This is a genomic window from Kineococcus sp. NPDC059986 (genome assembly GCF_040702905.1).
Taxonomy (GTDB): Bacteria; Actinomycetota; Actinomycetes; order Actinomycetales; family Kineococcaceae; genus Kineococcus.
This window is the reverse complement of record NZ_JBFBND010000044.1, coordinates 20,167-36,087: the sequence shown is the minus strand read 5'-3', so window position 1 is coordinate 36,087 and position 15,921 is coordinate 20,167. Positions and strand designations below refer to the sequence as shown.

Sequence of the window (15,921 nt, the reverse complement as noted above, 5' to 3'; positions counted from 1 at the left end):
GACCCTGGACTGGAAGACACCGGCTGAGGCTTTGAACGAGCTACTGTCCAGGCCCTACGACCACGACGGTGTTGCAGGGACCGCTTGAATCCGCCGGCCCCGGGAGGGCGGAAAGAGTGTTTTCCGCCCAGGGGTGGGGGCGTCGTAGCATCGGCGGACCCATCCGGTGCCGGAGCAGAGCAGGAGGCGTGGCATGGCCCGCCACCCGTCGCGCGGGGCGAGCGCGGACGAGGACAGGACCCCCACCGTCTACGACGTGGCCGACCGCGCGAGCGTGTCGATCGCGACGGTCTCCCGGGTCCTGCGCACCCCCGACGCCGTCCGCGAGGCCACCCGCGCCCGCGTCCTGGACGCCGTCCGCGACCTCGGGTACGTCCCGTCCGGCAACGCCCGGGCGCTCGCGGGCCGCAAGACCGGGGTCATCGGCCTCTGCTTCCCCGGCCACGACGCGCTCGAGGAGCAGGACCGGCCCGCTCCGGACCCCGGTGGCGGGGTGCGGGTCGTCGACGACCGGCGGCGGGGTGCGGCTCCGCACAGCCCGAACCTCTACTTCGACGAGGTGCTGCGCGGCGCCGAGGTCGAGGCCTGGCGTCGTGGGTTCGCGCTCATGGTGGCCGCGGGGCGGGGTCCGGCCCGCGACGTCATCGTCAACGACATCGCCGGCCGCGTCGACGGCCTGGCCGTCCTGGCGCGCACGGTCTCCGACGACCTCCTGACCCACGTCGCCCGCCGGCTGCCCGTCGTCCTCCTGGCCGACGCCGCCCGCACGGGGGCCGAACCCCCCGACGGCCTCGACCACGTGAGCGTCGACAACGCGGCGGGCATGCAGGCCCTCGTCACGCACGTCGTCCAGGGCCTGGGGGTCCGCGATCCCGGCAGCGTCGTCTACGTGGCGGGACCGGCGGACTCGCCCGACGACGCCGAACGGCAGCGGGGCCTGTTCGCGGCGCTCGACGCGGCCGGGGTGGACCGGTCGGCGGTCCCGCACGTGCGGGGCGACTTCCGGCGCGACACCGCGGACCGGGCCGTGACCGACCTGCTCGCGCAGCGCGTCCCGCGGGCCCTCGTCTGCGCCAACGACCAGTCGGCCCTCGGCGCCCTCGACGCCCTGCGACGCCGGGGGCTGCGCGTCCCCGACGACGTCTACGTCACGGGGTTCGACGGCCTGGACGTCGGACGGTTCACCGAACCGCCGCTCACCACGGTGGCCCAGCCGATGGCCGAGCTCGGCCGCGCGGCCGTGCGCGCCGTCGTCGACCGCCTCAGCGACCCGGGCGCGCCGCTGCTGTCGGCCCGGCTGCCGGTCGAGGTCCTGCTCCGGGAGAGCTGCCCTCCGGTTGACACCAGGATGTAAGCGCATACGCTAGGCCTCCACGACGAACGTGGAGGTCGAGCGATGACGCTTCGGCAGGAACCGGCGCTCAGCCGCCGGGGGGTGCTCGCGGGGCTCGGCGCAGGAGCCGCCCTCGTGGGGACCGGACTGAGCGGATGCAGCGTGCAAGTGCGCAGCCAACCCGATCCGACGATCGGGAAGGACACCATGCTCATCAACGCGGACAAGGGGAACCCCCTCTTCAACCGCGTCTTCAACCCGTTCCTGGTGAACAACCGGACGGCGTCGAAGTGGATCTACGAACCCCTCGTCCTCGTCAACCCCCTCGACGGCGAGCAGATCCCGTGGCTCGCGCAGTCCTGGGAACTGCCCGACGCGCGGACCATCGTCTTCACGGTGCGCGAGGCGGACTGGAGCGACGGGGAACCCTTCACCGCCGACGACGTCGTCTTCACCCTGGAACTGCTGAAGAAGGTGCCCGCCCTCGACGCCAAGGGGGTCTGGCAGCACCTCGCCTCCGTCGAGGCCGACGGCGACCGCGTCGTCTGCCGGTTGCAGTCCGACGACGTGCCGGCGCTCGCGGTCATCGGGGTCACGTACGTCGTGCCGCGGCACACCTGGTCCACGGTCGCCGACCCCGGCACGTTCCAGGACGAGCACCCCGTCGGCACGGGCCCCTTCGTGCTGGGGAACTACAGCTCCCTGCAGTACTCGATGGACAAGAACCCCCGGTACTGGCAGGCCGACAGCGTCGAGATCCAGCACCTCGTCCTGCCGGCGACGAACAGCCAGCTCGACACCGTCACCCGCGGGTACGACTGGAGCTACTCCTTCATCTCCGACGTCAAGGGGACGTGGGGCGCGGCCAGCCCGCACAACCGCTGGTGGTTCCCGCCGGGCGGGATCATCGCGCTGCTGCCCAACCACACGGTCGCCCCCTTCGGTGACGTCGACGTCCGGCGCGGGCTGTCGCTCGCCCTGGACCGCGGGCGCATCGCGGAGGTGGCCAGCGAGGGCTACATGCAGCCGGCCGGTCAGACGGGTCTCATGCTGCCCAACCAGCAGGACTGGCTGAACCCCGACATCCCCGACCAGGGCATGGTCGGGCAGGACACCGCCGCGGCCCTGGCCTCGTTCGCGAAGGCCGGGTACACCCAGCAGGACGGCAAGCTCGTCGACGCGCAGGGCAAGCAGTTCTCCTTCGCCCTCACCTCCGCCAACGGCTACACCGACTGGACCCGCGCCGCGCAGGAGGTCGTCGAACAGCTCGGCCGTCTCGGCATCGAGGTCAAGCTCCAGCTGCCGCAACCGGCGGGCTACCAGTCCGCCATCGCCAACGGGGAGTTCCAGGTCGCCCTCGGCGGCATGGGGGGCGGGGACGTGTTCCGCGCGTTCAACGACCTCATGTCCAGCGAGTTCCTCGTCGACGTCGGGACGTCCACGCAGGCGAACTACGAGCGGTTCTCCGACCCCGAGGTCGACGCCCTGCTCACCCGGTTCAAGTCCAGCACCGACCCCGCGCGCCAGCTCGCCGCGGCGCGGGGACTGCAGCAGCAGGTCTACGACAAGCTGCCCGTCATCGGCATGTACTACGGCGGGCTCTGGGGTCTGTACAACGACGAGAAGTTCGTCGGCTGGCCCACGGCGGAGGACCCCTACATGGCCCCGCAGAACTACGACTCGGCGCCGCTGGGGATCTTCACGCGGCTCAAGCTCGCCGGAGGTGCGGCATGACCGTCGTCAACAGTGCGGCAGACCCCACCGTCGCCGGACCACCCGCCGTGCGGACCGGCCGGGGCTCGTTCCCGGGTCGCTACCTGCTCGGCCGGCTCGGCCTCTTCGTGCTCACCCTGTGGGCCGCCGTCACCGTGAACTTCGTCCTGCCGCGGCTCATGCCGGGGACGCCGGCCGACGCCGCCGTCGCGAAGCTGTCGCAGAACGGCCCCGTGAGCGACGCCACCCGCGCCGCCATCGAGGCCCAGCTCGGCGTCCCGGGCGGCAACCTGCTCTCGCAGTACGGCTCCTACCTCAAGCAGGTCGTGACCCTCGACTTCGGCGTCTCGTACACGTTCTACCCCCAGACCGTCTCCTCGATGGTCTCCCAGGCCCTGCCGTACACGCTGGTGCTCGTCGGCCTCGTCACCGTCCTGGCGTTCGTCCTCGGCACCCTCATCGGGGTGGCCTCGGCGTGGAAGCGCGGGACCTGGCTGGACGCCCTGCCGACGTTGTCGGGCAGCTTCCTGTCGACGTTCCCGTACTTCTGGACGGCGCTGCTGCTGCTGTTCTTCCTCGGCTACGTCCTGCACTGGTTCCCGACGACGGGGGCCTACTCGGCCACGACGACGCCGGGGCTCAGCCTGAGCTTCGTCGGCGACGCCCTGGCCCACGCGGCCCTGCCGGCCATCACGATCCTGCTGACCTCCCTCGGCGGCTGGATCCTCGGAATGCGCAACGCGATGATCAACACGCTCGGGGACGACTACGTGACCTTCGCCGAGGCCAACGGCCTGCGCGGACGCACCGTCGCCCTGCGGTACGCGGCGCGCAACGCGATCCTGCCGAACCTCACCGGGTTCGGGCTCGCGCTCGGCGGTGTCGTCGGCGGGTCCGTCCTCGTGGAGCAGGTGTTCGGGTACCCCGGCATCGGCTACCTCCTCTTCAACGCCGTCATCGGTCAGGACTACCCGCTGATGCAGGCGCTCTTCCTCATGATCACGGTCAGCGTGCTCGTCGCGAACTTCCTCGTCGACGTGCTCTACGGCCTCCTCGACCCGCGGACCCGGAGGTGAGCGGCGTGAGCACCACGAGTCGAACCAGCGCGTCGTCGACCGAGCTCGACGTCCAGCACGCCCCCAGCCCCTGGCGCAGCGCCGGCCGCGTCCTCGCGACGCTGTGGTCGGACCGCAAGGCGCGGGTCGGGCTCGTCCTGCTGGGGTTCTTCCTCCTCCTCGCCGTCGTGGGGCCGCTGCTGGCGCCCTACGACGCCAAGGCGAACACGTTCCCGCGCAGCCAGGACGTCAGTGCCGCGCACTGGCTGGGCACCACGGCCGCCGGGGAGGACGTGCTGTCCCAGCTCGTCCACGGAGCGCGCATCAGCGTCCTCGTCGGCTTCACCGCCGGGGTGCTGGCGACCGCCGTGGCCGTCCTCGTCGGGCTGTCCTGGGGCTACACCCGCGGGTGGGTCAGCGAGGTCATCGGGTTCGTCGTCAACCTGTTCCTCGTCATCCCGGGTCTGCCGTTCATGATCGTCATCGCGGCGTACCTGCAGAACGGCGGCATCACCGTCATCATCGCCGTCATCGTCATCACCGGCTGGGCCTGGGGGGCGCGGGTGCTGCGGTCCCAGACGCAGTCGCTGCGCTCCCGCGACTTCGTCGAGGCCGCCCGGTTCTCCGGCGACAGCGCCCCGCGCATCGTGTTCCGGGAGATCCTGCCCAACATGACCTCCCTCATCGTGGGGAGCTTCTTCGGCGCGGCCACGGCCGCGATCCTCGCCGAGGCGGGGCTGGAGTTCCTCGGCCTCGGCGACACCTCGATCGTCAGCTGGGGCACGATGATCTACTGGGCGCAGAACTCCAGCGCCCTGCTCACGGGGCAGTGGGCACTGCTGTTCGCGCCCGGTCTGTGCATCGCGCTCCTGGCCCTGTCCCTGACCCTCGTCAACTTCGGCGTCGACGCCGTCAGCAACCCGCGACTGCGCGAGGGGTCGCGGACCCGGAAGGCGGACCGATGAGCACGCAGGCCACGAGCACCGGAACCCCCACCGTCGTGGGGGAGGACCTGCTGCAGGTCCGCGACCTCTCCGTCGTCTACGAGTCGCACGGCCACCGGCCGGTGCAGGCCGTCGACCACGTCTCCTTCGGGCTGCGCCGCGGTGAGTTCGTCGGTCTGGTGGGGGAGTCGGGGTCCGGCAAGTCCACCCTCGGCTACGCGGTCACCCGGCTGCAGAAGCCACCCGCGCGCACCAACGGCGGTCAGATCCTCTTCGGCGGCGACGACATCCGCGACCTCGACGACGAGGACCTGCGCCGGCAGCGGCAGGGCGGGTTCGCGATGGTCCTGCAGTCCGGCATGAACGCCCTGAACCCCGTGCGCCGGGTGCGGGACCACTTCGCCGACATCTACCGCGCCCACGGCCACGTGCCGAAGCAGCGGTGGGCGCAGCGGTCCGAGGAACTCCTCGCGAAGGTCGAGCTGGACGCCAAGGTCCTCGCGCGCTACCCCGGCGAGCTGTCCGGCGGGATGCGCCAGCGCGTGTCCATCGCCCTGGCGTTGTCGCTGGACCCGCAGCTCGTCGTCTTCGACGAACCCACGACCGCGCTCGACGTCCTCGTCCAGCACGCCGTCATGGACACCATCGTCGAGCTGCAGCGGACCGAGGGGTTCACCGCCGTCCTCATCAGCCACGACCTCGGGATCGTCCTGGACGCCACCCAGCGGGTACTCGTCATGCACGAGGGCCGGATCGTCGAGGACGCCCCGTCGCAACAGGTCCTGCGCTCTCCGCAGGACGAGTACACGCGGATGCTCCTGAGCCACTACGCCGACCCGCGCGGTGAGACCGTCTCGCTGCCGGGGTTCGCCGACCGGTCGCTGCGACCCCGTCCGGCACCGCCCGCCGGCGGGACCCCCGTCGTCGTCGAGGACGTCTCCAAGACGTACCCGGCGCCGCGCCGGGGGGAACCCGACGTCCACGCCGTCTCCGACGTGTCCTTCACCCTCGAACCCGGTGCCTCGCTGGCGCTCGTGGGGGCCAGCGGGTCGGGGAAGTCGACGATCGCCAAGATGGTCACCGGGGTCGAGGCCCCGACCTCGGGATCCGTCCGGTTCGGCGACCTCGACGTCGGGCGGCTGGGCCGGCGTGACCTGAAGACGCTGCACCGCAGCGTGCAGATGGTGTTCCAGGACCCCTACGCGGCCCTCAACCCGCTGCACACCGTCGAGTACGCCCTCACCCGGCCCGTCCTCAACCACACGGGGCTCAAGGGTGCCGACGCCCGGCGCCGGGTGCACGAACTGCTCGAGACCGTCGGGTTGACGCCCACGGCGCAGTACGCCCAGAAGCTGCCGCACCAGTTGTCCGGCGGTCAGCGCCAGCGCGTCGTCATCGCCCGGGCGCTGGCGTGCGAACCACAGGTCCTCGTCGCCGACGAACCGGTCTCGATGCTCGACGTGACCCTGCGCGCGGGGATCCTGGCGCTGCTGGAGGACCTGCGCGAACGGCTCGGGGTGTCGCTGCTCTACATCACCCACGACCTGCTGAGCGCGCGCCTCATCACCGACGACCTGCTCGTCCTGCACGAGGGCCGCGTCGTCGAACGCGGTGCGACGGCCCACGTGCTGCAGCACCCCACCCACCCCTACACGGTGTCCCTGCTCGACGCCGTCCCGAACCCCGCACGAGCACGCTAGGAGTCCTCCCGATGCGCACCTTCCCCGACGGTTTCCTCTGGGGGGCGGCGACGGCCGCGCACCAGATCGAGGGCGGCAACGTCGCCAGCAACTGGTGGATGCACGAGCACGACCCCGCGCTGGCCGCGGCGTGGGGCATCGTCGAACCCTCCGGCGACGCGGCCGACAGCTACCACCGCTACCGCGACGACATCCGCGTCCTGGCCGACCTGGGGCTGACCTCCTACCGGTTCAGCATCGAGTGGGCCCGCATCGAACCCGAGCGCGGGTTCGTCTCCCGTGCCGCGGTCGACCACTACCGGCGCATGGTGGACACGTGCCGGGAGTTCGGCGTGGAGCCGATGGTCACGCTGATGCACTTCACGGTGCCGCGCTGGTTCGAGCGCGACGGGTTCTGGCGCGCCGACGACGCCCCCGACCTCTTCGGCCGGTACGTCGAGGCGGCGCTGCCCGTCGTCCACGACGTCGAGTGGATCTGCACGGTCAACGAACCGAACATCGCGGCCATGCTGGCCGGCGGCGAGGACGCCTCGAACCTCGTCGCCCACGGGCTGCCGAACCCGGACCTGCACGTCGCCGACCAGCTGCTGGCCTCCCACGAACGGGCCCGGGACGTCCTGTCGCAGCTGCCGCAGGCGAAGACGGGCTGGACGGTCGCCACGCAGGCGTTCACGAGCACGGGCGAGCCGGGCGCCGACGACGCCGTCGTCGAGTACGGCCACCCCCGCGACGACTGGTACCTCGAGGCCGCCAAGGGCAACGACTTCGTCGGTGTCCAGGCCTACACCCGCACCTTCGTCGGCCCGGACGGCCCGCTGCCCGTGCGCGACGACGTCGAGACCACCCTCACCGGCTGGGAGTTCTACCCGCAGGCCGCGGCCGACGGGTTGCGCTCGGCCTGGGAACTCACCGGTGGCGTGCCGCTCGTGGTGACCGAGAACGGCATCGCGACGGCCGACGACACCCGCCGGGTCGCCTACACCCGGGCGTCGCTGGAGGGGATCCACGACTGCCTGGCCGAGGGGATCGACGTGCGCGGGTACTGGCACTGGAGCCTGCTCGACAACTACGAGTGGGCCTCGGGGTACCGCCCGACGTTCGGTCTCGTCGCGTGGGACCGCGAGACGTTCGAGCGGACCCCCAAGCCCAGCGCGCACTGGTACGGCGGGGTCGCGCGGGCCAACGCGCTGCCCTGACCCCCTACGTCCGCGACGGCACGCCGTGGCCGCAGCGGAACAGCGGGTCCGGTGTGCTGAACGGCGCGTCGGAGGGTGAGGAGGTGACGGCGGCCGTCGACCGCGGCAGGTCGAACGGCAGCCGTCCCTCCGCCGGGACCACGCCGGTGAGCGCGTCGAGCAGGGCCTCGGTGGACGCACCGAAGTCCACGACGAGGCTGACCCCGGCCTCGACGAGCGGGGTGAGGACCGCGGGCCGGTCGAGGTGGACGACGGCGATCGTCGGCACCCGGGCGGCGAGGTCCCGCACGACGTCGAGGACGGCGTCGGGGAACTCCAGCGACCCCGCGTGGAAGAAGGACTCGAACCCCGGACCGCGCCGCTCGTAGGGCGCTTCGAGGCGCACGAGCGCGACGTCGGCGTGGTCCGTGCCGTCCACGACCTCCAGCCCCGCACGGTCCGCCGTCGTGAGCGGCTGCAGGCGGGGAGCGGCGGGGTCCTCCTCGACCAGGGCGGCGAGGACCAGCCGCAGGGGCCGGCTGCGCCCCGCGCCCAGCGGCAGGGGCACGGCCTCCGTCGTCAGCACCGTCACCGCGCGCGACTGCGCCCGCCGGCCGGCGGCCACCAGGTCGGCGGCGCCGACGACGGCCTCCGCGGTGTCCTCGTCCACGGACCGGCCGGCGTCGAACAGACCGAGCACGAACTTCTCCGTCAGCAAGCGGGCCACGGAGACGTCGAGCCGCTCCTCCGGCACGCGGCCGTCGCGCACGAGCTGCACGACGAGGTCCGGGCAGGCCTCGCCCCCGAGCTGGTCGGCGCCGGCGGCGAGGATCCGCTCCACCCGTTCGAGCCGCGACAGGTGCTCGACGCCCCACGCGCGGGCGGGGAAGGGTCGGCCGAAGACCTCCGCGTCGGTCACCAGACCCCAGTCGGTGCAGACGATCCCCTCGAACCCCAGTTCCTCGCGCAGCAGCCCCGTGACGACCTGACGGTTGAACCCGAACCCCACGGCCTCCACGGGGTCCCCGTTCCGGACGAGCCCGACGGGCATCCCGTAGTAGGGCATGACCTGCCGCGTCCCGGCGGCGAGCAGGTCGCGGAACGGCTGCAGGTGCGTCTCGAAGTGCCCGCCGGGGTAGACCTGCTCGCGGCCGTAGGCGAAGTGCGGGTCCTCCCCGTCCTGCTGCGGCCCGCCGCCGGGGAAGTGCTTCGTCATCGTGGACACCGAGTGCGGGCCGAAGGTGCCGTCGAGGCCCTGCTCGCGGGCGACGTCACCCGTGGCCTGCAACCCGCGCACGCAGGCGGCGCCCAGCCGACCGGTGAGGGCGGCGTCCTCGCCGAAGGTCGCGCCGCCGCGGGCCCAGCGGGGTTCGGTGAGCAGGTCGACCTGTGGGTGCAGCGCGGTGCGGATGCCGACGGCGAGGTACTCCCGGCGCACGGCGTCGGCGTGTTCCTCCACGAGCCGTTCGTCGCGGGTGGCGGCCAGCCCCAGGGGCTCGGGCCACTGCGAGAACGGCCCCGAGAGCAGGGCCGTACCGGGGTTGTCGGTGAAGGAGTGCCGCGGGTCGCTGGACACCGTCACGGGGATGCCGAGGCGGGTCCCGGCGGCCAGTTCCTGCAGGCGGTCGTGCCAGCGCGCGAACTCGCGCGCCGTGGGTGGCGCGGCGAGCACGTTGACGTGGGTCAGGTGCCGCTCGACCACCAGTTCCCGGGCGGTCGCGGCCCCCAGGCGGGAGCTCTCCTCGGCCAGCGTCCCGTCGGGTCCCACCTCGACCATGGTGTGGAACAGCTGGCCCGCCTTCTCCGCCAGCGTCATGCGGCCCAGGAGGTCGGCGACGCGCTCGGCCACCGGCAGCCGGGGATCGCGGTAGGGCGCTGCAGGCTGCCCCTCGTCCTGCTCGTCGTCCTGCACGGCGTCGGTGCTCACCGGGACTCCTTCGTCCGGGACCGTCGCACCGGGCGGTGCGACTCCCCGGTTCTACCAGGCGGGCCCGGCGCGCCTACCGGAACCGGCGCAGCCGCAGCGAGTTCGTCACGACGAACACCGAGGAGAACGCCATGGCCGCCGACGCGACGACGGGGTTGAGCAGCCCCGCGGCGGCGACGGGGAGCGCGGCGACGTTGTAGGCGAAGGCCCAGAACAGGTTGCCGCGGATGGTGGCCAGCGTCCGCCGCGACAGCCGGACCGCGTCGACGGCGGCGAGCAGGTCGGCGCGGACGAGCGTGAGGTCACCGGCTTCCACCGCGACGTCCGTCCCGCTGCCGAGGGCGATCCCGAGGTCGGCGACGGCCAGCGCCGCGGCGTCGTTGACGCCGTCGCCGACGACCGCCACGACCCGGCCCTGCGCCTGCAGGGACCGGACGTGCGCGAGCTTGTCCTCGGGGCGCGCCCCGGCGACGACGTCGTCGATCCCCACGGCCGCGGCGACGGTGCGCGCGGTGCGCTCGTGGTCGCCCGTGAGCAGCACCGGGTGCAGGCCGAGGGCCCGGAACCCGGCGACGGCCTCGCGGCTCGTGGGGCGCACCGTGTCGGCGACGGCGAGGACCCCCACCGGCCGTCCGTCCGCGGTGACGACGAGGACCGTGCGGCCCGCCGACTCGTGCTCCTCGACCGCCGCCCGGAGGTCGTCGGGCAGGTCGGTGCTGGTCGGGGCGGGGGTCGTCCAGTCCGGCCGACCGGCCCGCAGCGCCACGCCCTCGACCGTCCCGGCGATCCCGGCGCCCGGCGTCGCCACGACGTCCGTGACCGGGGACAGGGGACCGGCCTCGCGGGCGGCGGCGGCGACGGCCCGGCCGACGGGGTGCTCGGAGGCGTCCTCGAGGGACCCGGTGCGCCGCAGCAGGTCCGCGGCGTCCACTCCGGCCGCGGGGACGACGGCGGCGAGGGTCGTCCGCCCCGTGGTGACCGTGCCGGTCTTGTCGAGCACGACGGTGTCGACGCGGCGGGTCGCCTCCAGGGCCTCCGGGCCCTTGACGAGGATCCCCAGCTGCGCGCCCCGGCCGGTGCCGACGAGCAGGGCGGTCGGCGTCGCGAGGCCCAGGGCGCAGGGGCAGGCGATGACGAGGACGGCGACGGCCGTGGTGAGCGCCTCCGCCGCGGGCTGACCCGACAGCCACCACGCGACGAAGGTCGCGAGGGCGCCGAGGAGGACCACCGGGACGAAGACGCCCGAGACGCGGTCGGCGAGGCGTTGCGCCGCAGCCTTGCCCGACTGGGCCTCCTCGACGGCGCGACCGATTCGGGCCAGCGCCGTGTCGGCCCCCACCCGGGTCGCGCGGACGACGAGGCGCCCGCCGGCGTTGACGGTGCCGCCGACGACGTCGTCCCCCGGCGCGACCTCGACCGGCACGGACTCACCCGTGACGACCGACGCGTCGACCGCGGAACTGCCCTCGACGACCGTGCCGTCGGTGGCGACCGTCTCGCCCGGCCGCACGAGGAACTCGTCCCCAGGACGCAGGTCGGCGACGGGGACCCGGCGTTCGACGCCCTCCCGCAGGACGCCGACGTCCTTCGCGCCGACCGCGAGCAGCGCCCGCAGCGCGGCCCCGGACCGTCGCCGGGCCCGCGCCTCGAGGTACCGGCCGGCCAGGACGAAGACCGTGACGACGGCGGCGACCTCGAGGTAGAGCTCGTCACCGGCCGACCCCCAGAGCCGGAACTCCATGTGCATCCCGGGCATCCCGGCGTGGCCGAGGAACAGCGCCGCGCACGAGGTGAGCCACGCCGCGGCGACGCCGAGGCTGACGAGGGTGTCCATCGTCGCCGCGCCGTGCCGGGCGTTCACGACGGCGGCGCGGTGGAACGGCCACGCGCCCCACACCGCGACGGGGGAGGCGAGGGCGAACGCGAGCCACTGCCAGTTCGTGAACTGCAGGGCCGGGACCATCGACAGCAGCAGGACCGGCAGGCCCAGCGCCGCCGTCACGGCGAGCCGTCGGCCGAGTTCCGCCGTCACCGGGTCGTCCTGCACCGCAGCGGGTTCCGGGTCCGGCTGGGGGAGGGTGGCGGTGTACCCGGTCCTCTCGACGACGGCGATCGCGTCGGCGACGTCGGTGCCCGCGGGCAGCCGGACGGTGGCCTTCTCGGTCGCGTAGTTCACGGTCGCCTCGACGCCCGGCATCCGGTTGAGCTTCTTCTCGATGCGGTGCGCGCAGGAGGCGCAGGTCATCCCCCCGATCGTGAGTTCGACAGGGGCGAAGCCCTCCACCGGGACGGCCATCAGCGCACCAGCTCGTACCCCGCCTCGTCGACGGCGGCCGCGACGGCCGACTCCTCGAGAGGGCTGGTGGCGGTCACCGTGACGGTCGAGGTCCCGTCGGGGACGAGCTCGATGCGCACGTCCTCGACACCGGACAGGGCCGACACCTCCTCGGTCACCGCGGCCACGCAGTGCGCACACGTCATGCCCGTGACCCCGAACGCGGTCGTGCTGCTCATCAGGACCTCACCAACCGCGCGATCGCCGCGCTCGCTTCCTTGATCTTCTCGTCCGCCACCGCGCCGCCCTCGGCGGCCGCGTGCGCCACGCAGTGCCCGAGGTGGTCGTCCAGCAGCGACAGGGCCACGGCCTGCAGCGCCTTCGTCGCCGCGGACACCTGGGTCAGGACGTCGATGCAGTACGCGTCCTCCTCGACCATCCGCTGCAGACCGCGCACCTGCCCCTCGACGCGGCGCAGGCGCTTGAGGACCTCGTCCTTCTCCCCGGCGTACCCCGGACCGTTCTCCATGCCTCCTTGCTACCCCCTGGGGGTACAAAACGCAACCCCTACCCCCTAGGGGTAGTGGAGCAGTCCTCGTCGCGGGTGACACTGGAGGACGTGCCGAGCACCCTGCCCGACGGCGAGACCGTCCCCACCGACGGCGCCCTGCCACCCGAGGCCCTGGTCGGGGCCGCCGACCGCACGTTCGGCGTCTACCTGCACGTCCCGTTCTGCGCCGTCCGCTGCGGCTACTGCGACTTCAACACCTACACGGCCACCGAGCTCGGCGGCGGGGCCTCGCAGGCCGCCTACGCGCAGACCGCGACCGCCGAGGTCGCCCTCGCCGCCCGCGTGCTGGGCGAGGCCGCACGCCCGGCCGAGACGGTGTTCTTCGGCGGCGGCACGCCCACTCTGCTGCCCGCCGACGACCTCGCCACGATGCTCGGGGCCGTCCGCGACGCCTTCGGCCTGGCGCCCGGCGCCGAGGTCACGACCGAGGCGAACCCCGACTCGGTCACTCCCGAGGGCCTCGCCCGGTTGCGGGCGGCCGGGTTCACCCGCGTCTCCTTCGGCATGCAGTCCGCCGTCGAGCACGTCCTGGCCGTCCTGGAACGCACGCACGACCCCGCCCGCGTCCCGCTCGCCGTCCGCTGGGCCCGCGAGGCCGGCCTCGACGTCAGCCTCGACCTCATCTACGGCACCCCGGGGGAATCGGTCGACGACCTGCGCCGCAGCCTCGACGCCGCCCTGGCGTGCTCACCCGACCACGTCTCGGCCTACGCGCTCATCGTCGAACAGGGCACGAAGCTGGCCGCGCAGATGCGCCGCGGGGAGGTGCCAGAACCCTCCGACGACGACGAGGCCGACAAGTACGAGGTCGTCGACGACACCCTCGCCGCCGCCGGGTACGGCTGGTACGAGGTGAGCAACTGGGCCCGCGGACCGGAGTTCGCGTGCCGGCACAACCTCGCCTACTGGCGCGGCGGCGACTGGTGGGGCATCGGACCCGGTGCCCACAGCCACGTCGGCGGCGTGCGGTGGTGGAACGTCAAGCACCCCAGCGCCTACGCCGGACGGCTGGACGCCGGGACGTCACCCGCCCACGCGCGCGAGCGCCTCTCCGACGACGACCGCCGCGTCGAGGACGTGCTCCTGCGCTCCCGGCTCGCGGAGGGTTTCGACCCCGCGTGGTGGGGGGTGCGGCCGCAGGCCGCGCAACTGCTGCTCGACGGGTTGCTGGAACCCGCCGCCGGGGGGCGGGTGGCGCTGACCCGCCGCGGGCGTCTGCTGGCCGACGCGGTGGTGCGGCGGTTGCTGGACTGACCGCGGCCCGGCTCCGGGTGGCCCGGGCTCACGCGGCCACGGGAGGGACCCCTGCCGGGAGACCGTGGTCCCGCAGTTCCAGCAGGACGGGGTCGATCCGCGCTCCCTGCGTCCCCACCGACCTGACGCTGAGCGACGTGACGAGGCCGGCGCTCTGGTCGATCTCGACGACCGCCTCCACGCCTCCGGCGGAGGCGCTGGACAGGCCGGGGTGCAACCGGTCCAGCGTCAGTCGCACCCGCTCGCGCCGGTGCGGGGGAGCGTCGTCCACGAGCGTCGACAGGTCGAGGTCCACCCGGTACCGGCCGGGGGCGTCGCCCGGTTCCGCGCCCGTCGCCGCCGCGAGCCAGTGGAAGGTGGCGGCGACGCTGCCCAGGAGGGCGTCGACCTCCATGGGCAGGCCGGGGGTGTCCGCGCGTGCTCCGGCCCAGCGCCCCTGGTCGTCCGGGGAGGGGGGCCCGTCGAGGAGGACCATCGTCAGCGTGCCGTCCTCCGGGACGAGGAGGGCGTGCGCCGTCATCTCCTCCGGGGGAGCGTCCTGGCCGGGCAGCGCGATGAGACCGTCGAGCACGAGGACGCCGTCGTCGGCGGGAGGTGGGGGCGCTCCCGTGGCGACCGTGGTCATCGTGGCCGCGCCCGTCGTCAGGTCCGTGTGGCCGTGGGCCGTCGTGTGGGCCGGACCCTGCACGGGGGTCCGCCAGGAGTAGCGCGCGGTCGCGGTCGCGAGGGTGCGGGCGTGCGCCTCCAGGACGACGCGCAACGGGTCGGCGGGCTCGTGGGGCATCGCGTCGAGGGGCACCCGTCGACGCTAACCGCCGGGTGGCCGCGGTCCTGTGGGGGAGCTGTGCAGGTTGCCCCGGTCCGGACGCGGTGCCTGGCGACCCCTCGGGACGCGCGGCCGACGGCGCGGACCGCGCCGGTAGCGTGCGGGCATGGACCTCGGGCTCAGCGTCGGTTACCTCACCGGTCCCGTCGGACCCGCCGCTGCGCGAGCGCTGGAGCTCACGCGCGCGGCCGAGGACGCCGGGTTCGCCTCCGTCTGGGTCGCCGAGGCCTACGGCACGGACGCGGTGAGCTTGCTGGGTTGGCTGGCCGGGCAGACGACCCGCATCGGCCTCGGCTCCGCCGTCCTGCAGGTGCCGGCGCGCGCCGCGGCGTCGACCGCGATGACGGCCGCCACGCTGGACGGGTTGTCGGGCGGGCGCTTCCGCCTCGGCCTCGGGGTGTCCGGGCCGCAGGTGGCCGAGGGCTGGTACGGCCAGCCGTTCGCGAAACCCCTCGCCCGCACCCGCGACTACGTCGCCCTCGTCCGGCGGTTGCTGGCCCGGGAGGACTCCACGTTCGCCGGGGAGCACCTGACGCTGCCGCTGCCGGGGGGGCCGGGGATCGCGCTCAAGCTCATGCAGCCGCCGCCGCGAGCGGACCTGCCGATCCACCTCGCCGCCGTGGGCCCGCGCAACGTCGAACTCGCGGGGGAGATCGCCGACGGCTGGCTGCCCTCGTTCCTCGTCCCGGAGAACGCGGCGGAGTCCACCGAGCGGCTCGCCGCGGGGTTCGCCCGTCGCGCGACGCCGCCGGAACGGTTCGAGGTGACGGCGTCGGTGCCGTTCGTCCTGACCGACGCGACGGGGGAGGACCGCGCCCGCGCGGAACTCCCGGCGCGCAAGCTCATCGCCCTCTACGTCGGGGGGATGGGGTCGAAGGAGGCGAACTTCTACGCCGACCTCGGCCGCCGCCTCGGGTTCGGCGAGGCCGTCGACGCCGTGCAGGACCTCTACCTCGCCGGCCGCAAGGACGAAGCGGTGCAACGGGTCCCGGCCGGCCTCGTCGAGGCGACGAGCCTCGTGGGGTCCGTCGACGCCGTGCGTCGGCGGCTGGCCGACTACGAACGCGTCGGGGTCACGACCGTCGCGCTGGTCCCGCTCGGTGCCGACGCCGTGCGGGACCTGCGCGCGGTGGCCTGAGCCCCGGGCA

Annotated in this window: 13 protein-coding genes; 8 read left to right on the top strand and 5 right to left on the bottom strand. The window is 73.7% G+C overall.

Translation table 11 applies throughout. The features are described from left to right. The first annotated feature begins 193 nt into the window (after positions 1–193). From AB0637_RS22290 to AB0637_RS22265, 6 genes are read left to right on the top strand one after another with little or no spacing between them, the layout of a single operon-like run. Positions 194–1,354 carry a LacI family DNA-binding transcriptional regulator gene (locus AB0637_RS22290; RefSeq protein ID WP_366174887.1) on the top strand — a complete coding sequence of 387 codons (1,161 nt, stop codon included), beginning with the start codon at positions 194–196 and terminating at the stop codon, positions 1,352–1,354. A gap of 42 nt (positions 1,355–1,396) precedes the next feature. Beyond that, positions 1,397–3,067 carry an ABC transporter substrate-binding protein gene (locus AB0637_RS22285; protein WP_366174886.1) on the top strand — a complete coding sequence of 557 codons (1,671 nt, stop codon included), beginning with the start codon at positions 1,397–1,399 and terminating at the stop codon, positions 3,065–3,067. Further along, a complete protein-coding gene (locus AB0637_RS22280) occupies positions 3,064–4,122 on the top strand; it encodes an ABC transporter permease (protein ID WP_366174885.1) in 1,059 nt (352 codons plus the stop codon). Before AB0637_RS22285 ends, AB0637_RS22280 begins: the two co-directional genes overlap by 4 nt. A 5-nt stretch (positions 4,123–4,127) precedes the next feature. Then, complete coding sequence (locus tag AB0637_RS22275) at positions 4,128–5,066, top strand: ABC transporter permease (RefSeq protein ID WP_366174884.1); 939 nt, start codon at positions 4,128–4,130, stop codon at positions 5,064–5,066. Beyond that, the gene (locus AB0637_RS22270) at positions 5,063–6,745 is read left to right on the top strand and encodes an ABC transporter ATP-binding protein (RefSeq protein ID WP_366174883.1); all 1,683 of its coding nucleotides are present in this window, start codon (positions 5,063–5,065) and stop codon (positions 6,743–6,745) included. The genes AB0637_RS22275 and AB0637_RS22270 overlap by 4 nt, the downstream gene beginning before the upstream one ends. Before the next feature lie 11 nt (positions 6,746–6,756). Beyond that, positions 6,757–7,941, top strand: a complete 1,185-nt coding sequence (locus tag AB0637_RS22265; RefSeq protein WP_366174882.1) for a family 1 glycosylhydrolase — start codon at positions 6,757–6,759, stop codon at positions 7,939–7,941. Between the two features lie 4 nt (positions 7,942–7,945). On the opposite strand, the gene AB0637_RS22260 is transcribed toward AB0637_RS22265, so the two are convergent. From AB0637_RS22260 to AB0637_RS22245, 4 genes are all read right to left on the bottom strand, one after another. Then, complete coding sequence (locus AB0637_RS22260; protein WP_366174889.1) at positions 7,946–9,736, bottom strand: glycoside hydrolase family 3 N-terminal domain-containing protein; 1,791 nt, start codon at positions 9,734–9,736, stop codon at positions 7,946–7,948. A gap of 184 nt (positions 9,737–9,920) precedes the next feature. Further along, complete coding sequence (locus tag AB0637_RS22255; protein ID WP_366174881.1) at positions 9,921–12,143, bottom strand: heavy metal translocating P-type ATPase; 2,223 nt, start codon at positions 12,141–12,143, stop codon at positions 9,921–9,923. Beyond that, on the bottom strand, positions 12,143–12,361 hold the full coding sequence (locus tag AB0637_RS22250; RefSeq protein ID WP_366174880.1) for a cation transporter: 219 nt from the start codon (positions 12,359–12,361) through the stop codon (positions 12,143–12,145). Before AB0637_RS22250 ends, AB0637_RS22255 begins: the two co-directional genes overlap by 1 nt. Beyond that, positions 12,361–12,651, bottom strand: a complete 291-nt coding sequence (locus tag AB0637_RS22245) for a metal-sensitive transcriptional regulator (RefSeq protein ID WP_366174879.1) — start codon at positions 12,649–12,651, stop codon at positions 12,361–12,363. The genes AB0637_RS22250 and AB0637_RS22245 overlap by 1 nt, the downstream gene beginning before the upstream one ends. A 90-nt stretch (positions 12,652–12,741) precedes the next feature. Here AB0637_RS22245 and hemW point away from each other — a divergent pair, with 90 nt between their 5' ends. Further along, positions 12,742–13,947: a radical SAM family heme chaperone HemW gene (gene hemW / locus AB0637_RS22240; protein WP_366174878.1), complete on the top strand. Its 1,206-nt coding sequence runs from the start codon at positions 12,742–12,744 to the stop codon at positions 13,945–13,947. Between the two features lie 28 nt (positions 13,948–13,975). On the opposite strand, the gene AB0637_RS22235 is transcribed toward hemW, so the two are convergent. Continuing rightward, positions 13,976–14,746, bottom strand: coding sequence for a hypothetical protein (locus tag AB0637_RS22235; protein ID WP_366174877.1), 771 nt, complete (start codon positions 14,744–14,746; stop codon positions 13,976–13,978). Between the two features lie 133 nt (positions 14,747–14,879). Between AB0637_RS22235 and AB0637_RS22230 the strand changes: the two genes are divergently transcribed. After that, positions 14,880–15,911, top strand: a complete 1,032-nt coding sequence (locus AB0637_RS22230) for an LLM class F420-dependent oxidoreductase (RefSeq protein WP_366174876.1) — start codon at positions 14,880–14,882, stop codon at positions 15,909–15,911. Positions 15,912–15,921 lie beyond the last annotated feature (10 nt).

Excerpts from the sequence above, each read along its gene's own strand:
- AB0637_RS22230 (WP_366174876.1), top strand. The coding sequence starts at position 14,880 with ATGGACCTCGGGCTCAGCGTCGGTTACCTCACCGGTCCCGTCGGACCC.
- AB0637_RS22265 (WP_366174882.1), top strand. The coding sequence starts at position 6,757 with ATGCGCACCTTCCCCGACGGTTTCCTCTGGGGGGCGGCGACGGCCGCG.
- AB0637_RS22280 (WP_366174885.1), top strand. The coding sequence starts at position 3,064 with ATGACCGTCGTCAACAGTGCGGCAGACCCCACCGTCGCCGGACCACCC.
- AB0637_RS22255 (WP_366174881.1), bottom strand. The coding sequence starts at position 12,143 with ATGGCCGTCCCGGTGGAGGGCTTCGCCCCTGTCGAACTCACGATCGGG.
- AB0637_RS22285 (WP_366174886.1), top strand. The coding sequence starts at position 1,397 with ATGACGCTTCGGCAGGAACCGGCGCTCAGCCGCCGGGGGGTGCTCGCG.
- AB0637_RS22250 (WP_366174880.1), bottom strand. The coding sequence starts at position 12,361 with ATGAGCAGCACGACCGCGTTCGGGGTCACGGGCATGACGTGTGCGCAC.
- AB0637_RS22290 (WP_366174887.1), top strand. The coding sequence starts at position 194 with ATGGCCCGCCACCCGTCGCGCGGGGCGAGCGCGGACGAGGACAGGACC.
- AB0637_RS22245 (WP_366174879.1), bottom strand. The coding sequence starts at position 12,651 with ATGGAGAACGGTCCGGGGTACGCCGGGGAGAAGGACGAGGTCCTCAAG.
- AB0637_RS22260 (WP_366174889.1), bottom strand. The coding sequence starts at position 9,736 with ATGACGCTGGCGGAGAAGGCGGGCCAGCTGTTCCACACCATGGTCGAG.
- AB0637_RS22270 (WP_366174883.1), top strand. The coding sequence starts at position 5,063 with ATGAGCACGCAGGCCACGAGCACCGGAACCCCCACCGTCGTGGGGGAG.